The 23,829-nt window shown below is 63.2% G+C and carries 23 protein-coding genes and 1 tRNA gene; 16 read left to right on the top strand and 8 right to left on the bottom strand.

Going from position 1 to position 23,829, the window contains the following annotated elements; translation table 11 throughout:
- Positions 1 to 588 (bottom strand): Hpt domain-containing protein (locus tag Q8R73_RS09215; RefSeq protein WP_305719235.1); only part of this gene is annotated, 588 nt, incomplete at its 3' end.
- 205 nt (positions 589 to 793) lie between these two features.
- The gene (gene chpT / locus Q8R73_RS09210) at positions 794 to 1,441 is read right to left on the bottom strand and encodes a histidine phosphotransferase ChpT (RefSeq protein WP_305719234.1); all 648 of its coding nucleotides are present in this window, start codon (positions 1,439 to 1,441) and stop codon (positions 794 to 796) included.
- Between the two features lie 172 nt (positions 1,442 to 1,613).
- Between chpT and Q8R73_RS09205 the strand changes: the two genes are divergently transcribed.
- Positions 1,614 to 2,453, top strand: a complete 840-nt coding sequence (locus tag Q8R73_RS09205; RefSeq protein WP_305719233.1) for a 3'(2'),5'-bisphosphate nucleotidase CysQ — start codon at positions 1,614 to 1,616, stop codon at positions 2,451 to 2,453.
- Between the two features lie 113 nt (positions 2,454 to 2,566).
- Here the strand turns inward: Q8R73_RS09205 and Q8R73_RS09200 are convergent, their stop codons facing one another.
- Entirely contained in the window at positions 2,567 to 3,103 is a 537-nt protein-coding gene (locus Q8R73_RS09200) for a YHS domain-containing (seleno)protein (protein WP_305719232.1), read from the bottom strand.
- Between the two features lie 109 nt (positions 3,104 to 3,212).
- On the opposite strand from Q8R73_RS09200, the gene Q8R73_RS09195 reads away from it, so the two are divergent.
- The 5 genes from Q8R73_RS09195 (at position 3,213) to Q8R73_RS09175 (ending at position 7,686) form a co-directional block, all read left to right on the top strand.
- Positions 3,213 to 3,836 (top strand): DUF1134 domain-containing protein, encoded by a 624-nt coding sequence (locus Q8R73_RS09195; RefSeq protein WP_305719231.1) that lies wholly within the window; start codon positions 3,213 to 3,215, stop codon positions 3,834 to 3,836.
- A 121-nt stretch (positions 3,837 to 3,957) separates the two neighbouring features.
- Positions 3,958 to 5,235, top strand: a complete 1,278-nt coding sequence (locus tag Q8R73_RS09190; protein ID WP_305719230.1) for a hypothetical protein — start codon at positions 3,958 to 3,960, stop codon at positions 5,233 to 5,235.
- 130 nt (positions 5,236 to 5,365) lie between these two features.
- A tRNA-Val gene (locus Q8R73_RS09185) sits at positions 5,366 to 5,440 on the top strand.
- Positions 5,441 to 5,585: 145 nt separating this feature from the next.
- On the top strand, positions 5,586 to 6,614 hold the full coding sequence (locus Q8R73_RS09180; RefSeq protein WP_305719229.1) for a class 1 fructose-bisphosphatase: 1,029 nt from the start codon (positions 5,586 to 5,588) through the stop codon (positions 6,612 to 6,614).
- Positions 6,615 to 6,846: 232 nt separating this feature from the next.
- The gene (locus Q8R73_RS09175) at positions 6,847 to 7,686 is read left to right on the top strand and encodes a sulfotransferase domain-containing protein (RefSeq protein ID WP_305719228.1); all 840 of its coding nucleotides are present in this window, start codon (positions 6,847 to 6,849) and stop codon (positions 7,684 to 7,686) included.
- Between the two features lie 28 nt (positions 7,687 to 7,714).
- Here Q8R73_RS09175 and Q8R73_RS09170 read toward each other — a convergent pair whose 3' ends face one another.
- A complete protein-coding gene (locus tag Q8R73_RS09170; RefSeq protein WP_305719227.1) occupies positions 7,715 to 7,843 on the bottom strand; it encodes a hypothetical protein in 129 nt (42 codons plus the stop codon).
- 240 nt (positions 7,844 to 8,083) lie between these two features.
- Here Q8R73_RS09170 and Q8R73_RS09165 point away from each other — a divergent pair, with 240 nt between their 5' ends.
- The gene (locus Q8R73_RS09165) at positions 8,084 to 8,941 is read left to right on the top strand and encodes an endonuclease/exonuclease/phosphatase family protein (protein ID WP_305719226.1); all 858 of its coding nucleotides are present in this window, start codon (positions 8,084 to 8,086) and stop codon (positions 8,939 to 8,941) included.
- A 36-nt stretch (positions 8,942 to 8,977) separates the two neighbouring features.
- Here Q8R73_RS09165 and Q8R73_RS09160 read toward each other — a convergent pair whose 3' ends face one another.
- Positions 8,978 to 9,700 carry an HAD family hydrolase gene (locus Q8R73_RS09160; protein ID WP_305719225.1) on the bottom strand — a complete coding sequence of 241 codons (723 nt, stop codon included), beginning with the start codon at positions 9,698 to 9,700 and terminating at the stop codon, positions 8,978 to 8,980.
- Between the two features lie 805 nt (positions 9,701 to 10,505).
- On the opposite strand from Q8R73_RS09160, the gene Q8R73_RS09155 reads away from it, so the two are divergent.
- Genes Q8R73_RS09155 through Q8R73_RS09140 form a run of 4 tightly spaced genes read left to right on the top strand, consistent with a single transcriptional unit; the run spans position 10,506 to position 14,903 of the window.
- Positions 10,506 to 12,707, top strand: a complete 2,202-nt coding sequence (locus Q8R73_RS09155; protein ID WP_305719224.1) for a hybrid sensor histidine kinase/response regulator — start codon at positions 10,506 to 10,508, stop codon at positions 12,705 to 12,707.
- A complete protein-coding gene (locus tag Q8R73_RS09150) occupies positions 12,704 to 13,069 on the top strand; it encodes an Hpt domain-containing protein (protein WP_305719223.1) in 366 nt (121 codons plus the stop codon). The genes Q8R73_RS09155 and Q8R73_RS09150 overlap by 4 nt, the downstream gene beginning before the upstream one ends.
- Positions 12,985 to 14,337 (top strand): EAL domain-containing protein, encoded by a 1,353-nt coding sequence (locus Q8R73_RS09145; protein ID WP_305719222.1) that lies wholly within the window; start codon positions 12,985 to 12,987, stop codon positions 14,335 to 14,337. Before Q8R73_RS09150 ends, Q8R73_RS09145 begins: the two co-directional genes overlap by 85 nt.
- A 32-nt stretch (positions 14,338 to 14,369) precedes the next feature.
- Complete coding sequence (locus Q8R73_RS09140; RefSeq protein ID WP_305719221.1) at positions 14,370 to 14,903, top strand: response regulator; 534 nt, start codon at positions 14,370 to 14,372, stop codon at positions 14,901 to 14,903.
- Between the two features lie 42 nt (positions 14,904 to 14,945).
- Here the strand turns inward: Q8R73_RS09140 and Q8R73_RS09135 are convergent, their stop codons facing one another.
- Positions 14,946 to 15,455, bottom strand: a complete 510-nt coding sequence (locus Q8R73_RS09135; RefSeq protein ID WP_305719220.1) for a hypothetical protein — start codon at positions 15,453 to 15,455, stop codon at positions 14,946 to 14,948.
- Between the two features lie 153 nt (positions 15,456 to 15,608).
- On the bottom strand, positions 15,609 to 17,153 hold the full coding sequence (locus Q8R73_RS09130; RefSeq protein ID WP_305719219.1) for an acetolactate synthase large subunit: 1,545 nt from the start codon (positions 17,151 to 17,153) through the stop codon (positions 15,609 to 15,611).
- 232 nt (positions 17,154 to 17,385) lie between these two features.
- Between Q8R73_RS09130 and Q8R73_RS09125 the strand changes: the two genes are divergently transcribed.
- Both Q8R73_RS09125 and Q8R73_RS09120 read left to right on the top strand, forming a co-directional pair.
- Entirely contained in the window at positions 17,386 to 17,961 is a 576-nt protein-coding gene (locus Q8R73_RS09125; protein ID WP_305719218.1) for a L,D-transpeptidase, read from the top strand.
- Positions 17,962 to 18,077: 116 nt separating this feature from the next.
- Entirely contained in the window at positions 18,078 to 18,857 is a 780-nt protein-coding gene (locus tag Q8R73_RS09120) for a DUF2927 domain-containing protein (RefSeq protein WP_305719217.1), read from the top strand.
- 18 nt (positions 18,858 to 18,875) lie between these two features.
- On the opposite strand, the gene Q8R73_RS09115 is transcribed toward Q8R73_RS09120, so the two are convergent.
- Positions 18,876 to 20,048 (bottom strand): isovaleryl-CoA dehydrogenase, encoded by a 1,173-nt coding sequence (locus Q8R73_RS09115; protein ID WP_305719216.1) that lies wholly within the window; start codon positions 20,046 to 20,048, stop codon positions 18,876 to 18,878.
- 239 nt (positions 20,049 to 20,287) lie between these two features.
- Here Q8R73_RS09115 and Q8R73_RS09110 point away from each other — a divergent pair, with 239 nt between their 5' ends.
- The 3 genes from Q8R73_RS09110 to Q8R73_RS09100 all read left to right on the top strand — a co-directional run.
- Positions 20,288 to 21,559, top strand: a complete 1,272-nt coding sequence (locus Q8R73_RS09110) for a cytochrome P450 (protein WP_305719215.1) — start codon at positions 20,288 to 20,290, stop codon at positions 21,557 to 21,559.
- Between the two features lie 43 nt (positions 21,560 to 21,602).
- Positions 21,603 to 22,877 (top strand): cytochrome P450, encoded by a 1,275-nt coding sequence (locus tag Q8R73_RS09105; protein ID WP_305719214.1) that lies wholly within the window; start codon positions 21,603 to 21,605, stop codon positions 22,875 to 22,877.
- 103 nt (positions 22,878 to 22,980) lie between these two features.
- On the top strand, positions 22,981 to 23,829 hold an 849-nt coding region (locus Q8R73_RS09100), incomplete at its 3' end, for an acyl-CoA dehydrogenase family protein (RefSeq protein WP_305719213.1).

The following is a 23,829-nucleotide window of genomic DNA, read 5'->3' as shown; positions in this document are numbered from 1 at the left end:
CGCCTCCACCTCGATCGCGGTGTCCCGGAACGCACGCTCCAACTCGTCCAGCGACACTTCGCCGGGACGCAACTGCCGCTCCAGTATCTGCGGCACCAGGGTGCCCTGCTCGATCGCGGGCGCAGCGGCGACAGAAGGCGCTGGCTCAGCCGGCGCGACAGGCGGAGCTTGCGCCGGCGCGACAAGCGGAGCTTGCGCTGACATCGCGGCCATGCCGCGCTCGACCAGTTCCTGGAGCTGAACGATCAGATCCTGATCGGTGCCTTCGGGTTCGGCCTCGGTGGCCTCGAGCCCCGCGAGAATCTCCTTGATGCGATCGATGCTGGCAAGGATGAGCGAGACCGCTTCCGAAGTGACCGGCATTCCGTCGCGGAACTTGCCCATCAGCGTCTCGCCGGCATGGGCCAGCGCTTCGAGACGCGGCAGGCCAAGGAAGCCGCAGGTGCCCTTGATGGTGTGAACCAGCCGGAAGATGTTATCGAGAATCCTGGCGTTGTTCGGATCCTGCTCGAACCGCACCAGTTGATTATCGACCGTATCCAGGCTTTCGCTGGTCTCGGTCAGGAACTCCCGCAACAAATCATCCATGAAACAGGCCTTCGGACGCAACGGCGCGCGATTTCGACACGCCTCTCGAATGTGGCCAGCTTCCATGCAAAGCGTTTAATATTGGTTGAGCAATTGGAAAAGAACGGGCTCAACAAAGAGATAAGACGGCTTCGCCGAAGCCGACGGCATGCGTAAACCGCTGGTTAACCATGTTGACGCGCCAGGGCGGCGAACGCGCGCAGGCTCAGGAGGCGGTCACGACCACCGCTTCGCCCTCGGGGGCGAGCACCACGTTCAGCCCGCAGGCCTGCGCCAGCAGCCGCGTATAATAAGGCTGCACCGCATGAGCATCGATGCTGGAAGTCGATACCGAACTCAGCATGTCCGCGATATTCTGCGGCATGCGGGCGTTGAGCCCGGCGGCCGCCACGCGAAAGCCCATGGCTTCGCCCTCACCGACCTGATCGACCGTCAGCACCCCGCCGCGCGGAATGGTCTGCTGCGCGATCACCATCATGTTCAGCAGCAGCTTGACCCGGTTCTTCGGCAACAGCACACGCGGCAAATTCCACGTGATCTTGGTCTTGGCGTCCTCAAGGTGGCCGCGCGCCATGGCCTGCGCGTCGCCGAGGTCGATCTGGGCGCCCGCCGATCCGGCCGCCCCGAACGCCAGGCGGCAGAATTGCAACCGCGCCGAGGCGGTCTTGGCGCTCTTGCGGATCAAATCGAGGGCGAATTCGCGATCTTCCGGCTTCGGATTGTCGTCGAGGACCTCAAGCCCATTGACGATGGCCCCGACCGGACTGATCAGATCATGGCAAACCCGCGAACACAGCAGCGCCGCCAGTTCGAGGGCGTCGGGGGCGGGACCGGGAGTCGTGGTGCCAGACATAAGGTGTTCCCTGGGGAATTCCGTGACAGACGCGGACATGGCGAATCACGCATGCTTGCTGGCTTGATACACTGCGGATGCGCGGGCTGCCAATATAAGGGCGGACCGGCTGGAAAAACGGAACTGACGATGAGACCCACCCAAACCAAGGCCCGAGTCCAAGAAAACGCCCATGAATGAGGCAAGCTCGTCAGCAGCGATGATCGACGGCGATGCCGCAGCCGCGCTGATGGGGCCCCTGACCGACCTGGTGGTCCGGGCCGGCGCCGCTATCCTCGCCGTCAACCGTTCCGCGATGAAAATCGACGGCAAGCTCGACGGATCGCCGGTCACGGAGGCGGATCTCGCCGCCGACCGGATCATCGGCGATGGGCTGGCGCGGCTGGCTCCCGACATACCTGCGCTCTCCGAGGAGCGCGTCCATCCGGCCAAACCGCCCTATCACGGCAGTTTCTTTCTGATCGATCCGCTCGACGGCACCAAGGAATTCGTCGCCGGCCGCAACGAATTCACGGTCAATCTGGCGCTGGTGACCAACGGTACGCCGCTACTCGGCATCATCGGCGCGCCGGCGCTCGGCCTGATCTGGCGCGGCATCGTCGGGCGCGGAGCGGAGCGGCTGGCCGTCGACGATATGTCGCTGGGAGCGGCCGAGCCGATCCGAACCCGCAAGCATCCCGCGCCGGGTACCCCCTGGATTGCGGCCGTCAGCCGCTCGCATGGCGACAGCAGGACGGAAGCCTTTATCGCGGCGAGGCCCGGCGCGGTTCGCCAGATGCTGGGATCGGCGGTGAAGCTGGGCCGGGTGGCGGAAGGCGCGGCGGACATCTATCCCCGTCTCGCCCCGACCAGTGAATGGGATGTCGCGGCGGGACACGCCGTCGTCACCGCGGCCGGCGGCAGGATCACGGATGGAAACGGCGCGGCCCTGCAATTCGGCAGCGGGCGGGACGGCTTTCTCGTGCCGGAATTCATCGCCTGGGGCGATCCCGCGGCGGCGGCGGGCCGCTGAATTCGTCATTCCCGGATGGTCCAGAGGACCAGAAGGCAGGTGCGCAATTGCGCACCTGGGAATCTCCAGAGCCGGGTTCGCACGGTCGATGCGCCCCCGAATGACGACAAACATTACCGGGCCAGTCCCTGTTCCAGCGCCGGCCAGCGGGCATCGGCCTCCCGCAGGGCGGACGCGGGATCGGCGGCGAAGACATCGCGGTTTTGCTCGCGGCCGAACAAATAAAGCCGCTGATTCACGATCAGCCATAACCGGGGGTTCCCGGCATAGGTGACGCCGCGGGCCAGATCGATCGGGTCGTAGCCGCCGAACCGGGGGCCGTAGATCCCGGGATAGGCGACAAACGAGGCCCGATTGCTCTCGTTGCGGAATCGCCAGACCGCCCCGGCGTGCGACGCCTCGAAATCCGGCCGGCCAGGTTCGGCGCGGGCGTCGGTAAAATAGGCCACGGGGTCGTACCCCTCGATGGCAAGACCGGTGTAGCGGTTCACGATCACCCGCTCGGTGGTCTGGGCCGCCGCCGGCGACGGCCCGCCCGCCAGCGCGGCAAAGGCGGCAACGAGGCCTGCCAGCAAGCCGATCAAGGCTATTCCGGGGCGGAAGCCCGTTCGAGGGCCGTCACCATTTCTTTCCTGCCGTTCTGCCGTCATAGTTGGTGCCGATAACATCCGAGTCGGGGGACACTCGACGCAACCTAGAGCCGTGCCTGTTGGCATCAGGTTAAGGCGGCGGGCGGGATTCGATACCCAGGGGTTCTTTATGATATTCGCATCACGCCTTGCCGCGGTGGCGCTCGTCGCGCTGATGTGCGGGACCGTGCCCGTTGCCGCGCAGCAGCCGTTGCCACCGCCGCAGCCGCAATACCAGCAGGCGCCGCCGCCGCAGCGGCAGCCGACCCCCCAGACCTATGGGCCCGACGAACTGCTCAATGCCGGGCACAAGTTTTTCGGCAACGTATCCCGCGGTCTCGCCTCCGTGATCGAACGCGCAGTGAGCCAATGGGGCCTGCCGAACGGCTACGTACTCGGCGAGGAAGGCTCGGGCGCCTTCGTCGCGGGCCTGAGATACGGCGAGGGCACGCTCTACACCAAGAATGCGGGCGACCTGAAGGTGTACTGGCAGGGACCGTCGGTCGGCTTCGACTGGGGCGGCGACGGCGCGCGCACCATGACGCTGGTCTACAATCTGCCTGCGACCAACGCGATCTATCAGCGATTCGGCGGCATCGACGGATCCGCCTACATCATCGGCGGCTTCGGCATGACCGCGCTGACCGCCAACAACATTGTGCTGGTGCCGATCCGCTCCGGTATCGGCCTGCGGCTCGGCGCCAATATCGGCTATTTGAAGTATACCCCGCGGGCGACATGGAACCCGTTCTGACGCCGACACCTGGCATCGGTGATTCTGGTTACGGATTCACGTTAACGCGGCATTAGGCTGGCGTTTACCCTGTGCCCCATGGCATTGTGAGACATATTTTTTTTCTCGCAGGGGTACCCTCATGATCGAGCCGATCATGTATCTGGCGATCGGTTTTCTGGTCTCGATGCTGTTCGGGCTGATGATCGTGCCGCTGGTTCATAACCGCGCGGTGCGGCTGACGACAAGGCGGCTGGAGGCGGCGACGCCGCTGTCGATGGCCGAGATCCAGGCCGACAAGGACCAGCTGCGCGCGGAATTCGCCATGTCGGCGCGCCGGCTCGAGATGAGCGTCGACCAGCTCAAGAACAAGACCACCAGCCAGCTCGCCGAACTCGGCAAGAAATCCGATGCGATCAACCGCATGAAGCTGGAGCTCGGCGAAAAGAACGCCACGATCTTTTCGCTCGAGGCGCGCGAGAAGGCGGTCAAGGAACAGCTGCGGGCGACAGAAGAGGAATTCACCGCCAAGACCGAATCGCTGCGCGACGCCGAGCAGGCGCTGAAGGACAAGCAGCTCGAACTGGTGAAGATCAACGCCGAACTGTCCGACCGCTCGATGACGGCGGACAGTCGCCAGGTCGAGCTGGTGACGGTGCGCGCGCAGATCGAGGCACTCAGGAGCCGCGTCGGCGAAGCCGAAAAGGATTTCTCCGCCACGCAGATCCGGCTCGAACAGGAACGCAGCGATTTCGAGAAGGCGACACGCGAACTGGTCGAGGCGCGCGGCCGCGTCGAGAATTTGAGCCAGCGCGTCACCGATCTCGACCGTCAGTTGATCCTGCAGGTCAAGGAAGCCGAAATGCTCGGCAACCGCGTCAATGACCTGGAAGCCCGGCTCGCCACCCAGGGCAAGCTGCTGGCCGAGCGCGATTTCGAGAACAACCAGCTGCGCCAGGCCAGGGAAGCCGCCGAGGGCCTCGCCAAATCGCTGCAGGACGAACTCGCCGCCGCCAACAGCGGCAAGGGGCCGGCGCTGGAAAAGCTCAAATCCGAGAAGGCGGCCGTCGAGGAACAGCTTCGCGTCGCGCGCGACGAGCGCGCCAAGCTGCAGCGCGACCTCAACGCGATCCAGCAGCAGGCCGAAAGTTCGTGGGCGACCGAGCGCATGGAAAATGCACTGCTGCGCGAGCGCATCAACGACATCGCCGCCGAAGTGGCAAAGCTGGCTATGCAGCTGGAGGGCCCGAATTCGCCGATCGAGGCCATGCTGGCCGCGGAACCGGCGCCGCCGCCGAGGCCAGTCAAACCCGCCAATGACGCCGGCACCAATACCGGCATCTCCGAGGGCGGCGGCACGCTTGCCGAACGCATCCGGGCGCTGCAGTCCCACGCCTCCCGCGCCCGCCAGCCGGGCTGATCATTCCCTTCGGATCCGGCCCGATTAGCTTGACACCGGTGCCCCGCACTTCGTAAATCGCGGGCTCTGACGGCGTGTCGCTTCCGATCCGCCGTCTGTCTGCCGGCCCTTGATTTGGCACGACAATCCCGGACGCATAGCTCAGCGGGAGAGCGTTCCCTTCACACGGGAGAGGTCCAAGGTTCGATCCCTTGTGCGTCCACCATCGGTGCCTCTTGCACTTGGGAACCAGCCTCGCTTTGGCAGGGGCTTTGCAAAACTCGACAGCAATAAGCCGAGAAAACCCGGGACTTGTTCTCCCCCGTCCGTTCTTGATAGGCCTCCTTGACCCACCGGATCGGGAGAAACCAATGCGAAAATCCTTGACGCAGTTTCTAGTTGAGCAGCAGCGCCTGGAAAACGCGATGCCGGCTCAATTGCGGCTGCTGATCGAGGTTGTAGCGCGCGCATGTAAGGTTATTGGCCATACGATCAACAAGGGCGCCATCACCGGCCTGCTGGGCTCGATGAATCGCGAGAACATCCAGGGCGAGGTCCAGAAGCAACTGGATGTGATCTCGAATGATATTCTCCTTGAAGCCAACGAGTGGGGCGGTCATCTCGCCGCTCTGGCATCCGAGGAGATGGAAGCGATCCATCCCATCCCTTACCGGCTTCCAAAAGGCGAATATCTTCTGGTGTATGATCCGATCGACGGTTCGAGCAACATTGACGTGAATGGCGTGGTCGGCACCATATTCTCTGTTCTCAAGGCGCCGGAAAACGCTTCCGGACGGGACGTGACGGAGGCTGACTTTCTTCAGCCGGGCTCTCGTCAGGTAGCCGCAGGCTACGCCATCTACGGACCGCAGACGCTGCTGGTGCTGTCCGTCGGCACTGGCGTTTATGCCTTTTCTCTGGATCGCGAGATGGGGTCATGGGTCCAGACGGCAGAGCGCATGACAATTCCGCCGAGCACACGCGAATTTGCTATCAGTATGGCAAATCAGCGGTTCTGGAATCCCGGCGTCGCGAGCTACATCGGGGACCTGGTGGCAGGCAAGGATGGCCCTCGCGGCGCGGATTTCAATATGCGCTGGATGGGGTCGATGGTTGGCGACGTGCATCGTGTGCTGACGCGAGGCGGTGTGTTTCTCTATCCATCAGACAGTCGAGCCAACATGCGGTCGGGAAAGCTGCGTTTGATGTATGAGGCGAACCCCATTGCCTTCCTCGTTGAGCAGGCGGGCGGTCTCGCTACAGATGGTGGCGCGCGCCGGATCATGGACATAGTGCCAGATGGTCTGCATCAGAGGGTTGGCATGGTATTGGGCTCGGCAGACGAGGTCAGCAAGGTTATTGAATACCAAAAACCGGCGCAGGCTTTGGCTGCGCCGTAGTCGGCGCGACCGCCCGCTGATGGTTTCGGCGATCCACCACCGCCGGCTTTCGGAGCGGAGAGAAATACGGCCCGCGCTCCCAACTGCCGCGATCGGTCGCGCTCGCGGACCTCTACGATGACCACAATGGAATCCGCATTTACCGGACACTCGCATTCAGACTCTCGATTGACAGGCTTGGCGCCCTCCTTTCGCTTTGGTAGGGTCGCCACTGAAGAAGGAATCCTCAAGGGTGGGTCAGTTCATTTACGTTTCGGCGATGATGAAGTCCGGATCGTCGCTTATGTGGCTCGTTCTGGACGCGATCCGCAGCTCCGATAGTCGGCCGCACCCCGAAACGATCAAGGATGTGCCTCTACGAGGCAATCCGCGGATGGCGTTCTTGCCGCCATCGATGGACCTATTGAAGTACTTTCCAACCGGCGGCGTACTGAAGCATCACGCCCCAGTCGATGCTGACTTTCTTCAGCGGTCCGGCTGCAAATACGTGGCGATGTTGCGCCATCCAGCTGACCATCTGGCTGGCTTTGCCTGTCATATGCGATCGAGCAAACCGCGCGACTCATTCAAACAAGAGCCGCAGCCAAATTTTGCCGGCTCCGTTATTCCGCTCGACACCTTCGACGGATCGCCGGATCAAGCGATAGGAACTCTCATAGAGTGCGGCTACCTCCTCTGCACACTGAATTGGATGGCAGACTGGTCCGATCACTTCAGGCAAGCGCGACCGGTACAGGGACGCCTGCTTCGCTACGAGGATATCGTCGGCGATTTCGAGCTTGTCGCAGCGGACATGTGCCGGTTTATCCGCGGGACAGAGCCTGACGCCGATTTGATGGACTACCTGGTCCACGTGTTCGAGCACGAGGCGGCGTCCGGCGAGCGCAAGGGTCCCTCGGAAAAGTACCCGAACGGATGGACCGGTCACGTCGGGACCTGGGCAAATTACTTTTCGCCCGCGAACATCAAGGCGTTCAACGATCTGATCGACCGGTCTTTGCAGGTAAGCGATCTCGGGTCGCGACTGGCTCCAATTTACCCGGAGCTCCATCTGCGCGGTGTGTCCGTTTAGGACGTGGTGTCGCCCCCGGGATCAACGATCAGATCCCGAGCAGCCAGACCGCAATGACGGTACCGAGCACCGCCAGACCGGAAATCGTCCAGCCCGTCGCGTAAACCGCACCGTCGGATTGCGGCCTGTCCACCATCGTGTCGTGCCAGTGGGTCATCAACGCCTCCTGGGGTTGGCCTCTGGTGATTAGGTCTGCGCCAGCGGCCCGAGGTTCAAACGAAAGAACCGTTCAAGTGGAACAACGGCGCCGGACGCCGCGGGTTCCCGTGCTGCGACGCCTTCCTGCCTGACTGCGGTGCAAAGCCTTCTTTCGCGTTGCAGCACGGCCGGTACGGCGGGATCGGATCATCGCCCCCTGCCATCCGGCAAAATATGCGTGGGCGCTCCGCGCCCGGTCTTGCGCCCGCCGCCGCGTGCTGGCCAGTGGTTAAGCCGGGAACAGAATCCGCCTGCGGCGTACCTCACCCGCCATCACAGGCCGTCGCCTGTCAGCCAATGTGGAGCCGCCGTGAGCAGCAAGCCCCTCCGAATAGCCACCTGGAATATTGCGTCGAACAGGGACTACGATGCGGTGGCGGCCAAGCTCGCGGAACTGGACGTCGATCTATGTGCGTTGCAGGAGGTGGCGCTCGATCCCGCGGTCGGCCTGCCGGTCCTGTTCGGCGGGGGCGAAGGAAACACATCCGGCTATTGCTGGTATTTCGCGCCCGCCCTCGTCCCCGAAGAGGTGAGCCACGGAACCGGACAATATTTCGGGCTCGCCATCGCATCCCGAATTCCGTTGTCGCGAACGGCCATGTTCCAGTTGGGTCCGCCGGGCACCGGATCGGTCGTCAACGTCGAATATGAGCCGCGTATCCTGCAGGTTGCGGCGCTGCCGCTGCAGCGGCCGCTGTCCATCGGCAATACCCATCTCGCCACCGCCGGGGATTGGGAGTTGTCCGCCATGCGGCGATCGCAGGCGGAGAAGATCGCGGGCATGCTGCGACCGCTGGCAGCGCAGGGACCGCTGATCCTGTGCGGCGATTTCAACGCGGGGCCGTCGAGCAGCGATCTTGCCGCTATCAGGGAGGCGCTGCCCCATTGCCATTCGAGCGACCGAGGGACCTTCGGCGATGAATATGGCAGGCCGCCGATCGATTTCTTCTGCTCATCCGTCGCGCTGGACGTGAACATTTCCGTTTTCCCCTCGGACGGCCTGTCGGACCACAGCATCGTCGTCGCAACTCTCAATGATATCGCGAGCGGCGCATAGCCGCGCTTTCGACCGCGCGCAATTGTTCGAACAGAGTCAGCGACTGGCGAGCCACGCGGGCAATTCGGCCGGCGAGACGAGCAGCGCATCGGCATGCGGCGCCAGCACCGCGGATGACGCGGGGCCGGTGAGGACGCCGATGGCGATGGCCCCGGCGGCGCGGGCGGCGGCGAGGTCGAGCACGGAATCTCCGACGACGGCGGTTTTCGAAACGGGGACGCCAACGGCGCGCGCGAAGGCGAGAACCGGCCCGGGGTCCGGCTTGGCGCCGAAACCGGAATCATATCCGGCAACGAACTCCATAACCTCGTCCAGCCCCAGCTTGCGCAGGTGAGCGCGAGCGGTCATTTCGGCGTCATTGGTCAGCAATCCGAGCCGATAGCCCCGGGCGGCGAGCACCTCCAGCAGCGCTTTGGGATTGCCGATCGCGGCCAGATGCCGGGTCGTCGCATCGCCCAGCAGCCGGTCGATCTCGGCAAAGAACGCGGCATTCGCAGGCCGCCCGAGCGCCGCGGCCCACAGCGCGCCATAGACGCCCGTCGGCTCGGCGATCAGCGGAGAATCCGGCAGGAACCGCCGATCGGCTTCGACATAACGGCTGGCTTCCGCGAGACGACGGTAAGCAGCGCGGTCGCCGCCCGCGAGATGCTGCATGACCTCGTGAACCGCCGGACCGAAGCTGCGCGCAAAATCGACGAGGGTGCCGTCCTTGTCGAACAGGATCGCGCTGATGGGACGGACCTTGCTCCATGAAGTCATGCACGGCGGACCTGTTGCATCCAAGTTTCCTCCTAAGCCTGCTTTCGGGCAGACAGGACCTGCCTGCAGGAAATAGACATCTCCCAGTTGAAGCGCGAGCAAGGGCGTAGACATGGATCATGCGGACCGGTGCCGAATCCAGGCCGATGAATGTCATCGTCTCATGCTGCTATCACAGAGCGGGGCCGAAGCCACGATCCTGACCAGCCTGACCCGTAGCTGGAAGATGATCGCCAACCAGACCGACCGTTACGTCGCGATCAAGAAAAAGGAAGCCGCACGTATGGGGCGGGAACGTCTCGAGGGACAGCCTGGTGGGAATCGTGCGTCGCGGCACCCCGCATCGCCGATCGACCATGGGACTAAGGGAACATCTACCAGCACGGCGCCCGCAACTCACCGCTAGATGCTCTCCTGTTCGTTCCGACGCGGCGAATCCGCCAGGAAATGCCGATCGGCTTCGACAAAACGGCTTGCCGCCACCAGGATTGCAGGCGGCACGGTCGCCGGCCGCGAGATGCGCATACCTCGTAAACGCCGAACCAATGGCGCGCTGGAAATCGACGAGGGTGCCGTTCGTCTATGTCAAACAGATTTGCCTCGACGGGTCCGACCTTCCCGGGCTGTGTCATCTGGGTGGATTTTCCCTGGACCGCGGGGTCGCATCCGCAGCGCCGGCTCTCCGTAATTATACCGACATCGAACGGCGATGACTAATCGTTAGTCAACGCCAGTCCGGATTATTCATATCAGGTTTTACGCATCTTCCATTCGCTTGCTGTAGCGCTGGGTCGGGTGAGAAAACATGCCTGATCTCGAACAGCAAACGATCCAACTGGGCGGCCGGCTGACGGACGGCCTCGATCGGGCGTCACGCCTGATCGGGCAGCATGGCAGCGCGCTGATCGGCCTCTTCGCCATCACGCTGGTCTGGGGCGGCATTTTCTACGGCGTCGCGGACGAGCGGAGCCGCATCGAACAAGCCGCGCGACTGAACAACTTCAATCTCGTGAGCGCGTTCGAAGAACAGATCAATCGCTCGATCAAGGCCGCGGACCAGACCCTGCTCTACGTTCGCGACTCCTATGCCAGGGATCCGGCCAATTTCGACATGTCGCTGTGGTCCAGGAACAGCCAGTTCCTGTCGGACTTCGCGTTTCAGGTCGTGCTGATCGGAAAAGACGGCATCATGATCACGAGCAACATCGACGAGACCATCAAGGGGCTCGACCTGCGCGACCGGGAACATTTCAGGGTTCATGCCGAGAGCACCGAGGACTTTCTGTTCATCAGCCGGCCGATCCGGGGCCGGGTATCCAACAAATGGTCGATCCAGTTGACGCGCCGCATCCTGGCGCAGGACGGATCGTTCGGCGGCGTAGTGGTCGTTTCGCTGGATCCTGCCTATCTCTCGCAGTTCTACAATTCGATCGAGATCGGCAAAAAGGGCTCCGTGGCGCTGGTCGGGCTCGACGGCATCATCCGCGCTCGCGCTGCGCTCGGTCCGAGCGCGGTGGGCGCCTCGATGGCCGGAAGCCCGCTGATGACCCGCGTCGCGCGGCAGGAGCGCGGTTCGTTCACCGGCCGCAGCAACGTCGATGGGGTCGAGCGCATCTTCGCCTTCCGGAAGGTCAAGGAATATCCACTGATCGTCGTGGTCGGACAGGCCTCGGAAGAGGTGTTTGCCACGTATCAGCGAGATCGCGACAAGGACCTGATGGTTGCGATACTGCTCAGCGCCGTCATCGGGATGATATCGGTCCTGATCTTCCGCCATGAGACCGGGCTGGCAAAAGCCCTCGACGCTGCCGAAGCAGGCACGCGCGCCCGCTCGCAATTTCTCGCGATGATGAGCCATGAGATCCGCACGCCGATGAACGGCGTAATCGGACTGGCCGACCTGCTGGCGGCGGGCGACCTCCAGGCCGAACAGAAGAAAATCGCCACGACATTGCGAGAGTCCGCCGACTACCTCCTGCAGATCCTCAACGACGTTCTCGACTTTTCGAAGCTCGACGCCGACAGGCTGGAGATCGAGCACGTCGAGTTTCAGCCGCGCCGGCCGGTTTCGGCCACCATCGACCTGCTGATGATCCGCGCGAGGGAGAAGGGACTGCTGCTGACGTCAACGGTCGGCGACAACGTTCCGGAAATCGTCGTCGGAGATCCCGCCCGCGTGCGCCAGGTGCTGTTCAACCTGGTTGGAAATGCCATCAAGTTCACCCAGTCCGGATTCGTTCACGTCGAAGTCGACGCCGAAACGACGGAAAGCGATTCCATTCGTCTGATCTTCAAGGTTACCGACACCGGCGTCGGCATTCCAACCGACGCGATCGGCATGCTGTTCCGTGAATTCTCCCAGGTCGACAACTCGATCTCCCGCCGGTTTGGCGGGACCGGCCTCGGCCTGGCGATCTGCAAACGCCTGGTCGCCTGCATGGGAGGCGATATTTCCGCCCAAAGCACCATCGGAAAGGGAAGCCGGTTTCAGTTTTCGGTTCTGGTGAAACCGCAGCTTGAGCAGGACCTGGAAGGAGACCACGCGCAGGTCGTGCCGTCGCTGGCGTCGGCGCTACCCAGCCAGATGGAAACCGCGGTCGCAAGACACACGGAGCCGCTGCGAATACTCGTTGCGGAGGATAATCCGACCAACCAGTTCGTGATCCGCAAGCTTCTGGAAAAGCTCGGCTACATGCCGGACGTGGTCGAGAACGGTGTGCAAGCCGTCGCCGCGGTCCAGAGCCGGCACTACGACCTGGTCCTGATGGACATGATGATGCCCGAGATGGACGGCCTGCTCGCCACCCGCACCATACGGCGCCTGCCGCCGCCCGCGCGCGATACGTACATCATTGCATTGACAGCCAACGCGGCCAATCAGGACGCAGTCGCCTGCGCCGCCGCCGGCATGAACGACTTCGTCACCAAGCCGGTGACCCGGGACCGGCTCAGCGCGGCTTTGCTCCGCGTCAATTCAACGGCGGATCAGGAAGGAATAATGGCATGAACGGGAATTTCTCCTTCGATCAGGCCGTCTACGATGAACTCGGCGCCGAACTCGGCTCGGCCGACATGGCCGAAGTGTTGAACGTATTCCTGGCGGATACGGCAGACCGCGTGGCGCGGCTGGAAGCCGGTCACCTGACCCGGTCCGCAAGCAAGCGCGAGGTTCACTCGATCAAGAGCTCGGCCGCGACCTTCGGCTTCATGGACTTGTCCAGGCTCGCCATCGAGATCGAGGCCGCCGTGGAGACGATGGCGCCGGCGACCCTCGAGGATCGCATTTGCAGTCTGCGACGGGCATTCGACTCGACCAGGCAATTTGCGCTGGACAACCTGATGAATCCAGACAGGGGGGCGACGACGTGAGAGAGATCGCACGGCGGACGGAAGATATCAGAGGCAGGATGCTGGTCGTCGACGATGATGTCGTGCAGCGTACGGTCATCGGAATGACGGGGGCAAAGCTCGGCTATGACACGGTGACAGTCTCCACGTTCGAGGATGCTTCCGCGCAGCTGCGCACCAAATCGTTCGACATCATGACCCTCGACCTGTCGCTCGGCGAACGCGACGGCGTCGAATTGCTGCGGTTGTTGGCCGAACTGAAGCTCAACGCCATGCCCGTCGTGATCATCAGCGGTTGCGACGAACGCATCCTCAACGCGACCAGGCGGGTCGGCCAGGCTCTCAAACTGTCCCTGACCCGCTGTCTGACCAAGCCTCTCGAACTGGACAAGCTGCGCGAAGCGCTCTTGCTGCCGGCTCATGGCCGCTCCAATCCGGCAGGCGAGGCAGCCAGCCCTGCGATCGACCGCGAACGGATTCTGGCAGCACTGTCACGCAACGAATTCTTCGTGGAATTCCAGCCGAAAGTCGAGCTGCAAACGGGCCGCGTCGTCGGCGTCGAGGCTCTGGCACGCTGGCATATGCCCGAGTTCGGTATGGTATCGCCCGCGCTGTTCATCCCTCTGGCCGAGCAGCTCGGCCTGATGCCAGACCTGACTTGTCGCATACTGTCCCTCGCCGTCGGCGACATCCGAAGGGTGGTCAACAAGAACCCGGGCTTTACCGTCGCCGTCAACATCTCGGGATCGCTTCTGAACGATCTCCTGCTTCCGGAACGGATCGAGAGCGCCCTGAACGAGCACGGCGTCGCGCCGCAAGCCCTCATCGTGGAAGTCACGGAAAGCGTCGCCATGTCGGACGTCGAACGCGCCATGGATATCCTGCTGCGGCTGCGCATCAAGGGAATCGGTGCGTCCATCGACGATTTCGGCACGGGGTTTTCTTCGCTCGCGGCGCTGGCAAGGCTTCCGTTCAGTGAACTGAAGATCGACCAATCCTTCGCCAGGAACTGCGACCGAGATCAGGACATGATAAAAATCGTCCAGGCTTCCATCGGTCTGGCAAGGGCATTCGGAATGACTGTCGTCGCGGAGGGAATCGACAATCCGCATGCGCTGGCGAAACTGCGGGCTGCCGGGTGCGATACGGGCCAGGGGTACCTTTTTGCGCCTTCCCTGAAGATCGAGCGGGTCGCGCGGTGGATGGTCCGGTGGCACGACGACATCACCGGTCACCGTTCCGCAATGTTCCTTCCGACGGGACAAATCTCGCCGCCGATAGCATGCTGAAAACGAACTCGCCTCCAACGGAAACCGGTTCAGTGAAAAACATCAATGCCCAGACCTTCCACGAGCCCAGCAAGCTCAACGCAAAGCCGGCAGGCGTCATCGACGTGCAACGCCTGCTGGTGATCGAAGATGATCCGGTTCTGGGCAAGCTCATCGTGCGCGCCGCCGAGACTGCCGGATATGAAGCGGCGCAGGCGAAGTCCTGTTCGGAGGCGATCGAGCGCCTGCGGCTCGAAAATTTCTCATGTGTCACACTGGATCTGTCGCTCGAAGACGGCGACGGAGCAGGTGTCCTGGGCCAGATGGCGCAATCGGGATGCCAGGTTCCAGTCATTGTCATAAGCGGCATGGACGCCCGCAGCCGCAGCGCATCGCGCGCTCTGGCGAAACGACTTGACATCAGAATCCTGCAGAGCTTTCCGAAGCCGATCGACCTGGCCGCCTTGCGAATCTCGCTGGCCAACCTGCGCAACGCCGCTGCGGGCCTTCCGAACATGCACTGGCTGGGCGAAATCAGGACCGAAGATCCGGTTGGGGCCGCCGACATCGCGCCAGTTTCGCGGTAGTGGCGCGCTAGCCGCAGCGAGGTCAACCGGCGGCGGCGACGTTCAGCCGCCGAGGCCGAGATCCTTCAATTGCCGCGACAGAAAATCAGACGATCGCGGCTCGATCGCGCCGCCGACATAAACATCGGCGACCGCACTCTTCTTGCCGAGCACGAGATAGATCCCGATCGCGTAGGCGAACCACAGATGCGGATCGGTCAGCACCTGCAGCTTGTGCCGGTCGTGTTCCGGCGGCTGATGGTTGGAAGCCTTCCGCACCTCGACGGCGAGCAGGTTGTTGGGGATCTCGCGCTGGTGCACGACGATATCGGGATAAACCGACTTTCCCAGATCATCGTCGGTCGAGACGATCGAACCGTGCGGCAGCCGCAGCCTGCGCTCGCCGAGCCGGTTGTAATCGCAATCGGTCTCCCATCCCGAAAACTGCTTTTCGAGGTACACCGCCAGCCGATGTGTCAGCGTCCGTTCGCCGAGATCCCGGGCGAACAGGTACGTCTCGCGGGCGTAGAATTCCTGCAGCGCGGCTACAACCTTGTTCAGCTCGGTCTGCATGTGGCCTCCGCAACGAACACAACATCGTCACCGGCATGGTGCGCCAGCACCAGACCACAGGTGCGCAATCGCGCACCGGGGAACCTCGAGATTCCGGGTTCGATGCTTCGCATCGCACCGGAATGACAAGTTCATTCCTGCCGCCAGCCGCCGCTAGATCTGCACCTCGATCAACCGCGGCCCCTGCTCGGCGATGGCTTCCGCCAGGGCCTTGTTGAACTCGTCGGCGGTGGTGACGGCGCGGCCGGGAACACCCATGCCCTTGGCGAGCGCGACCCAGTCGAGCGTCGGGCGGTCGATCTTCAGCATGTCCTGGGCGCGCTGGCCGGGTTCGCCGGCGCCGACGCCGTCGAATTCGCCGCGCAGGATCTGGTAGATCCGGTTGGCGAACACGATGGTCAGCACATTGAGGCCCTCGCGGGCCTGGGTCCACAGCGATTGCAGCGTGTACATCGCGCTGCCGTCTCCGACCATGCAGATCACCTTGCGGTCCGGGCAGGCCACCGCGGCCCCGGTCGCCACCGGCGTCGAATAGCCGATGGAACCGCCGAGATTCTGGATCCAGTCGTGCTGCGCGGCGCCTGCCGTCAGCGGGAAGAAGCCGCGCCCGGTCGTGATGGATTCGTCGACCAGGATGGCGTTTTCCGGAACCGCCGCCGCGATCGCCTGGGCGATCGACATGTGGTTCAGGGCGCCGGTCGGCTTGACCAGTTCGACCGAGGCCTGCGGCTTGACGTCGGCCGGCTTGGCGCCCAGCGCCGAGGCCAGCGCCTCCAGCGCCGCCACCGAGTTCTCGCCGGCCTCGGTCATGCGATGGACCTCGCAACCCTCGGGCTTGAGCAGGCTCGGCTTGTTCGGATAGGCGAAGAACGCCACGGGATCGTTGGCCTCGACCAGCACGATGTGTCGAAAGCCCTTCAGCGCCGCCAGCGCCTGTTCGATCACGTAAGGCACCCGCTCGACCGAAAACCGCCCGCGTCCCCGTGCCATTCGCGGACTGGCCAGCGGACCCATCACCTTGCAACCGGTCTTGCCGGCAATTTGCGCCGCCAGCACCAGCCCCTTCTCGGTGACGGCACTGCCCGAGATCAGCAGCAAGGTCTGTTCGCCGCCGCGCAGCACTTTGGCTGCGTTGTCGACGGCCTGCGGGGAGTAGCTCTGGCGCTGCGACTCCGCCGGCACCTGCGCGATGCCGTCGGCCTCGTTCCAGGCGGTGTCGGCGGGCAGGATCAGGGTCGCGACCTGGGGCGGCGCGCCGCTGGCGGCGGCAATTGCCGCGGCGCCGTCCCGGGCAACCGATTTGGCGTCCGGCGACGTCCGCACCCAGGACGACATCGGCCGTGCCAGGCCTTCGATATCCGAGGTCAGCGGCGCATTGTATTCGATGTGATAGGTCGCATGCTGGCCGACGACGTTGACGATGCCGGAATTGGCCTTCTTGGCGTTGTGCAGATTGGCGAGCCCGTTGGCGAGGCCGGGTCCGAGATGCAGCAGTGTCGAAGCCGGCGAGCCCTTCATGCGGAAATAACCATCGGCCGCGCCGGTCACCACGCCTTCGAAAAGGCCGAGCACGCAGCGCATGCCCTCAACCCTGTCGAGGGCCGCGACAAAATGCATCTCCGAGGTGCCGGGATTGGCAAAGCAGACGTCCACGCCGCCTGCGACCAATGTCCGCACCAGGCTTTCCGCACCATTCATTCGTTCTGCTCCCGTTCGTACTGCTTCCTGAAAAATCTCCTTGAAGATCAATCATTCCCAGCGCGTTTCGTCAAAGGGTCAGCGGACATTGCTGCCATCGCCCTGACGCCGCGGTGTTATTTCGGTAACGGCGATCTGCGAATATCGGGCGCTCACGGCCTCGTTGCTTGCGAAATCGCCCCAGTTGTGGCCTGTCTGACGACGAAAACCTATTTGTTCCAAGAGGAAGAATATGATCAGGCCTTTTGCTTTGCTGTTTGCGGCGCTGACCTTGCTGGCCGGAGCCGGCCACGCCCGGGCCCAGGGCCTGTTCGACATGCGCGATATCATGGGCGGCAGCGACGGTTTTCGCGGCGGCGGCTCAAGCCCGATCCGGCGACAGACGGTCAATTTTTCGGGCCAGTACGCGCCCGGCACCATCTATATCAACACCGCCGAGCGGCGGCTTTACCTCGTGACCGGCAATGGCCAGGCGATAGCCTACGGCATCGGTGTCGGCCGCGACGGCTTCCGCTGGTCGGGCACCCACCGCATTACGGCGAAGAAGGAATGGCCGAGCTGGACGCCGCCCGCGCAGATGCTTCGCCGACGGCCCGATCTGCCGCGCCACATGGTCGGCGGCCCCGACAATCCGCTGGGCGCACGGGCGATGTATCTGGGCTCGACGCTTTATCGCATCCACGGTTCGAACGAGCCGGAAACGATCGGCCAGGCGGTTTCCTCCGGCTGCTTCCGCATGACCAATGACGACGTCAAGGATCTGTACAGCCGCGTCTCCGTCGGCACCACGGTGATCGTCAGAAACTAGCCGCTTTCGGCAGCCGGAACCTCGCCGCCAGATCACCGCGCCGACGCGTCCGCGCCTTGCGCGCTCGCGCCGATTGCGGCAGCGTCATCGCGATGAACCGATCTTCTCGCCGGAAAATGCTCGCAATCGCCCTGGCCGCGCTCGCCTGCGACACCGTGGTCTGGCCGCAGTCCGCGACGGCTGAAATTCCCGCGATCACATCGCGCCAGCGCGCGGAAAAGAAGACCTTCACCGACAGCCAGATCGTCGACGGCTTCCTCAAGACCGCGTTCGGCGCCGAATATCATCTCGCCGGACGGGTCGACCGCATCCGGAAATACCAGACGCCGGTGCGAGTATTCGCCGACGGCAACCGTTCCGACCGCAAGGCGCAGCTGACAAGAATCGTCGCCGACATCGCCAGACGGGTCCAGCACCTGGACATCGCGATGGCCGCGACCGGCGAGGCCGCCAATGTCCTGGTCAAGCTGGTGCGCGACCGCGATGTCGGCCGCACCATCATCAAATTCTACGGCCGCGAACGAGCCCGCGAAATCCGCGGCTCGCTCGATCCGCAATGCCTGTCCGGCTTTCGCAAGAACGAGAAATTCGAGATCGAGCATTCCGACGTGATTCTGACCGTCGACAAGGGCGATTTCATCTTCCTGGACTGCGCCTATGAGGAGTTGCTGCAATCGCTCGGGCCGATCAACGATACCGAGTCGGTGCCGTGGACCATGTTCAACGACAACGTCTCGATGGGATTCTTCGGCATCTACGACCAGTACATCCTCAACCTGCTGTACGACCCGCGCGTCAGGGCCGGCATGACGGTCGCGGAGGTCAAGGAGGTACTGCCCGCAGTGCTGGCCGATGTGCGCGTCTGGGTGAAAAAAGTGAACAATCTGGCGGAGTGACCCACCGTCATTGCACCGCTACGCCGATTTCTCGAACAGCTCCCGTCCGATCAGCATGCGGCGGATTTCGCTGGTGCCGGCGCCGATCTCGTAGAGCTTGGCATCGCGCAGCAGCCGCCCCGTCGGATAGTCGTTGATGTAGCCGTTGCCGCCGAGCAGCTGGATGGCGTCGAGCGCGCATTGCGTCGCCTTCTCGGCGGCGTAGAGAATCGCGCCGGCGGCGTCCTCGCGGGTGGTCTCGCCGCGGTCGCAGGCCTTCGCCACCGCGTAGACGTAGGCACGGGAGGCGTTCATCGTGGTGTACATGTCGGCGACCTTGCCCTGCACCAGCTGGAAGGTGCCGATCGGCTGGCCGAACTGCTTGCGCTCGTGAATGTAGGGCAGCACCACGTCCATGCAGGCCTGCATGATGCCGATCGGGCCCGCCGCCAGCACCGCACGCTCGTAATCGAGCCCGGACATCAGGACGTTGACGCCGCGGCCGACGTCGCTGAGCACGTTCTCCTCCGGCACTTCGCAATTGTCGAACACCAGTTCGCAGGTGTCGGACCCGCGCATGCCGAGCTTGTCGAGCTTCTGCGCGGTGGAGAATCCCTTCATGCCCTTTTCGATGATGAAGGCGGTGATGCCGCGCGACCCCGCCGCGGCGTCCGTCTTGGCATAGACCACCAGCGTATCGGCCACCGGACCGTTGGTGATCCACATCTTGGAGCCGTTGATGACGTAGCGATCGCCCTTCTTCTCGGCGCGGGTCGCCATCGACACCACGTCGGAGCCCGCGTTGGGCTCCGACATCGCCAGCGAGCCGACATGCTCGCCCGAGATCAGCTTCGGCAGGTACTTCCGCTTCTGCGCCTCATTGCCATTGCGACGGATCTGGTTGACACAGAGGTTCGAATGCGCGCCATAGGACAGGCCGACCGCGGCCGACGCCCGCGAAATTTCCTCGACCGCGATGCAGTGTTCGAGATAGCCGAGCCCCGTTCCGCCATATTCTTCCTCGACGGTGATGCCGTGGAGGCCGAGTTCGCCGAGCTTGGGCCAGAGGTCGCGGGGAAATTGATTGCTCCTGTCGATCTCGGAGGCCCGCGGCGCGATCTCGTTGGCCGAGAATTGCTGGACGGTTTCGCGTATGGCATCCGCCGTCTCGCCGAGATCGAAGTTGAACATTCGTTGCGCGTTGGGAATCATGGTCCGGCGACCTCCAGGCAGATGACGGCTTGTTGTGCACAGCCTTATTCCTTGCGCATCAGCTTGTCACGGGGCTAACGCGCCGGGAAGAAGCTCTGGCCGGATCGGTGCTTTCGTGCGGCCAAAAGCGCCAAATTCGCTCCCAAACTCGCCCTTGCCACACAGCGCGCGACGGGCTGTAATTCGCCCGAACGACACCCTCCGGACCTAACCACGGAGGGAAAACGAGGAGACGTCAAATGCACGGCACAATCGATCCTGGCGTGGATTCCCACCGGAAGGCCGCCGCCGACAAGGCCCGGTCGGTTCCGCTCGACGATATCGATGTCAGCCAGCCCGAACTGTTCCGGACCGACTCCTTCTGGCCCTATTTCGACCGGCTGCGCCGGGAAGCCCCGGTGCATTATTGCAGGGACAGCATGTTCGGGCCGTACTGGTCGGTGACCAGATACAACGACATCATGGACATCGAGACCAACCATTCGGTGTTCTCGTCGGCGGCTTCGCTCGGCGGCATCACCATCCGCGACGTGCCTCCCGATTTTCGCCGCGAGAGCTTCATTGCGATGGATCAGCCGCGGCACTCCGCGCAGCGCAAGACCGTGGCCCCGATGTTCACGCCGACGCATCTCGACCAGCTTGCGATCAACATCCGCAAGCGGTCGGCCGAATGCCTCGACAACCTCCCTGTCAACGAGGTGTTCGACTGGGTCGACAAGGTCTCGATCGAACTGACCACGCAGATGCTGGCGGTGCTGTTCGACTTCCCCTGGGAAGACCGCCGCAAGCTGACGCGCTGGTCCGACATCGCCACCACGCTGCCCGGCCCCGACGGGCTGGTCGCGACCGAGGAAGACCGCCAGGCCGAGCTCCTGGAATGCGCCACCTATTTTGCAAGGCTCTGGAAGGAGCGCATCGACCAGCCGCCGAAGAGCGACCTGCTGTCGATGATGGCGCACAGCGACGCCACGCGCGACATGGACCCGAAGAATTTCCTCGGCAACCTGATCCTGCTGATCGTCGGCGGCAACGATACCACCCGCAACACCCTGTCGGGCAGCATCTATGCGCTGAGCAAGAACCCGGACCAGTACGGCAAGCTGCGCGCCAATCCCGAACTGATCGACAGCTTCGTGCCGGAGGTAATCCGCTGGCAGACCCCGCTGGCGCATATGCGCCGGACAGCGCTCGCGGACATCGAGTTCCGCGGCAAGCAGATCAAAAAAGGCGACAAGGTCGTGATGTGGTACGTCTCGGGCAACCGCGACGACGAAATCATCGACCGCCCCTACGAGTTCATCATCGACCGGGCGCGGCCGCGCACCCACATCTCCTTCGGCTTCGGAATTCATCGCTGCGTCGGAATCCGGCTGGCCGAGCTGCAATTGAAGATCATCTGGGAGGAAATCCTCAAGCGCTTCGATAATATTGAGGTGGTCGGCGAGCCCAAGCGGGTGTATTCCAGCTTCGTCAAGGGCTACGAGACCCTGCCGGTGCGGATCGCCGGCTGACGCTTCGACCTCCTTTTCGACATTCCTTTGGGATCGATCAACGATGAACATCCAGACAGCCGTGAGAACCGACAAGGCCGAGCTTCAGCGCCTGGCGCGCGAGGAGGCCTATTCCACACCACTGAAGGATTTTCACCCGGGCGCGCCACGGCTGTTCCAGAACGACACGCTGTGGCCATGGTTCGAGCGGCTGCGCAAGGAAGAGCCGGTGCATTACTGCACCAACGCACCGATCGAGCCATACTGGTCGGTCACCAAATACAACGACATCATGCATGTCGACACCAGTCACGGCATCTTCTCGTCCGACGCGGCACTCGGCGGCATCAATATCCGCGACGCGCCGGTCGGCTATGACTGGCCGAGCTTCATCGCGATGGACCAGCCCAAGCATGCGACACAACGCAAGACGGTGTCGCCAATGTTTACGCCGACGCATCTGGACGAACTCGCAAAGCTTATCCGCGAGCGCAGCATCAAGGTGCTGGACAATCTGCCGCACAACGAGACCTTCAATTTCGTCGAGCGGGTCTCAATTGAACTGACGACGCAGATGCTGGCGACGCTGTTCGATTTCCCTTTCGAGGAACGTCGCAAGCTGACTCGCTGGTCGGATGTCGCGACCGCGCTGCCGAAGAGCGGTGTCGTCAGTTCGCCGGAGCAGCGCCGCCAGGAAATGGACGAATGCCGGGCGTATTTCGCCAATCTCTGGAACGAGCGCGTCAACTCGCCGCCGCGTAACGACCTGCTCTCGATGATGGCACACAGCGACGCCACACGGCACATGGACCCCGACAATCTGATGGGCAACATCATTCTGCTGATCGTCGGCGGCAACGACACCACCCGCAACACCATGAGCGGCTCGGTGCTGGCCCTGAATGAACACCCCGACCAGTATCAGAAGCTGCGCGACAATCCGGAGCTGATCGACAGCATGGTGCCGGAGGTGATCCGCTGGCAGACGCCGCTGGCCCATATGCGGCGCACCGCGCTGGTCGATACCGAGATCGGCGGCAAGCATATCAAGAAGGGCGACCGCGTCGTGATGTGGTACGTTTCGGGCAACCGCGACGAGGATGGCATCGACAATCCCGATCAGTTCATCATCGACCGCGCCCGGCCCCGCACCCATCTGTCGTTCGGCTTCGGCATCCACCGCTGCGTCGGCATGCGGCTCGCCGAACTGCAGCTCAAGATCGTGTGGCAGGAGATGCTGAAGCGGTTCGACAGGATCGAGGTGGTCGGCGAGCCGAAGCGGGTCTATTCCAGCTTCGTGCGGGGCATCGAGTCGCTGCCGGTACGCATACCCGCATGAATATACCGGCCTTGATCGCCGGCTCCGACCAGCCTATCCACGGCCCAGGGTTTCAACCGCGCCGCGGGCTGCTGCGCGCCCTCGATCCACCAGCCGGGTTCAGATGACCGCCACCGAGCCACAAGACGAGTTTGCCGATATCCGCGATGCGGTCGCCAAGCTGTGCGCCCAGTTTCCCGGCGAATACTGGCGCAAGCTCGACCGCGAGATGGCGTATCCTTCCGCCTTCGTCGATGCGCTGACGGAGGCCGGCTATCTGTCGGTCCTTATCCCCGAGGAATATGGCGGCGCCGGCCTGAAATTGTCGGCCGCGGCCGCCATCCTCGAGGAAATCCAGCGCGCCGGCTGCAACGGCGGCGGCTGCCACGCCCAGATGTACACCATGGGCACCCTGCTGCGGCACGGCAGCGACGAGCAGAAGGCGAGGTACCTGCCGAAGGTTGCGAGCGGCGAACTGCGGTTGCAGGCCTTCGGCGTCACCGAACCGACCAGCGGCACCGATACCTCGTCGTTGAAGACCTTTGCGAAACGCGACGGCAATGGCGATTACATCGTCAACGGCCAGAAGATCTGGACCAGCCGCGCCGAATATTCCGACCTGATGATCCTGCTGGCGCGCACCACGCCGAAGGACGAGGCCAGGAAGCGTACCGACGGCCTCTCGGTATTCATCGTCGACATGAAGGCGGCAAAAGGCAACGGGCTTACCATCAGCCCGATCCGAACCATGATGAACCACGCCACGACAGAGGTGTTCTTCACCGACATGCGGGTGCCGGCGGAAAACCTGATCGGCGAGGAAGGCAAGGGATTTCGCTACATCCTGTCCGGCATGAATGCCGAGCGCATCCTGATCGCGTCGGAATGCGTCGGCGACGCCAAATGGTTCATTGCCAAGGCCACCGCCTATGCCCGGGAGCGCGTCGTGTTCGGCCGACCGATCGGCCAGAAC

The sequence above is a fragment of the Bradyrhizobium sp. genome (assembly GCF_030697065.1).
Taxonomy (GTDB): domain Bacteria; phylum Pseudomonadota; class Alphaproteobacteria; order Rhizobiales; family Xanthobacteraceae; genus Bradyrhizobium.
This window is presented reverse-complemented; position numbering and strand designations above follow the sequence as displayed.

Excerpts from the sequence above, each read along its gene's own strand:
- chpT (WP_305719234.1), bottom strand. The coding sequence starts at position 1,441 with ATGTCTGGCACCACGACTCCCGGTCCCGCCCCCGACGCCCTCGAACTG.
- Q8R73_RS09205 (WP_305719233.1), top strand. The coding sequence starts at position 1,614 with ATGAATGAGGCAAGCTCGTCAGCAGCGATGATCGACGGCGATGCCGCA.
- Q8R73_RS09200 (WP_305719232.1), bottom strand. The coding sequence starts at position 3,103 with ATGACGGCAGAACGGCAGGAAAGAAATGGTGACGGCCCTCGAACGGGC.
- Q8R73_RS09195 (WP_305719231.1), top strand. The coding sequence starts at position 3,213 with ATGATATTCGCATCACGCCTTGCCGCGGTGGCGCTCGTCGCGCTGATG.
- Q8R73_RS09190 (WP_305719230.1), top strand. The coding sequence starts at position 3,958 with ATGATCGAGCCGATCATGTATCTGGCGATCGGTTTTCTGGTCTCGATG.
- Q8R73_RS09180 (WP_305719229.1), top strand. The coding sequence starts at position 5,586 with ATGCGAAAATCCTTGACGCAGTTTCTAGTTGAGCAGCAGCGCCTGGAA.
- Q8R73_RS09170 (WP_305719227.1), bottom strand. The coding sequence starts at position 7,843 with ATGACCCACTGGCACGACACGATGGTGGACAGGCCGCAATCCGACGGT.
- Q8R73_RS09160 (WP_305719225.1), bottom strand. The coding sequence starts at position 9,700 with ATGACTTCATGGAGCAAGGTCCGTCCCATCAGCGCGATCCTGTTCGAC.
- Q8R73_RS09155 (WP_305719224.1), top strand. The coding sequence starts at position 10,506 with ATGCCTGATCTCGAACAGCAAACGATCCAACTGGGCGGCCGGCTGACG.
- Q8R73_RS09150 (WP_305719223.1), top strand. The coding sequence starts at position 12,704 with ATGAACGGGAATTTCTCCTTCGATCAGGCCGTCTACGATGAACTCGGC.
- Q8R73_RS09135 (WP_305719220.1), bottom strand. The coding sequence starts at position 15,455 with ATGCAGACCGAGCTGAACAAGGTTGTAGCCGCGCTGCAGGAATTCTAC.
- Q8R73_RS09130 (WP_305719219.1), bottom strand. The coding sequence starts at position 17,153 with ATGAATGGTGCGGAAAGCCTGGTGCGGACATTGGTCGCAGGCGGCGTG.
- Q8R73_RS09125 (WP_305719218.1), top strand. The coding sequence starts at position 17,386 with ATGATCAGGCCTTTTGCTTTGCTGTTTGCGGCGCTGACCTTGCTGGCC.
- Q8R73_RS09120 (WP_305719217.1), top strand. The coding sequence starts at position 18,078 with ATGCTCGCAATCGCCCTGGCCGCGCTCGCCTGCGACACCGTGGTCTGG.
- Q8R73_RS09115 (WP_305719216.1), bottom strand. The coding sequence starts at position 20,048 with ATGATTCCCAACGCGCAACGAATGTTCAACTTCGATCTCGGCGAGACG.
- Q8R73_RS09110 (WP_305719215.1), top strand. The coding sequence starts at position 20,288 with ATGCACGGCACAATCGATCCTGGCGTGGATTCCCACCGGAAGGCCGCC.
- Q8R73_RS09105 (WP_305719214.1), top strand. The coding sequence starts at position 21,603 with ATGAACATCCAGACAGCCGTGAGAACCGACAAGGCCGAGCTTCAGCGC.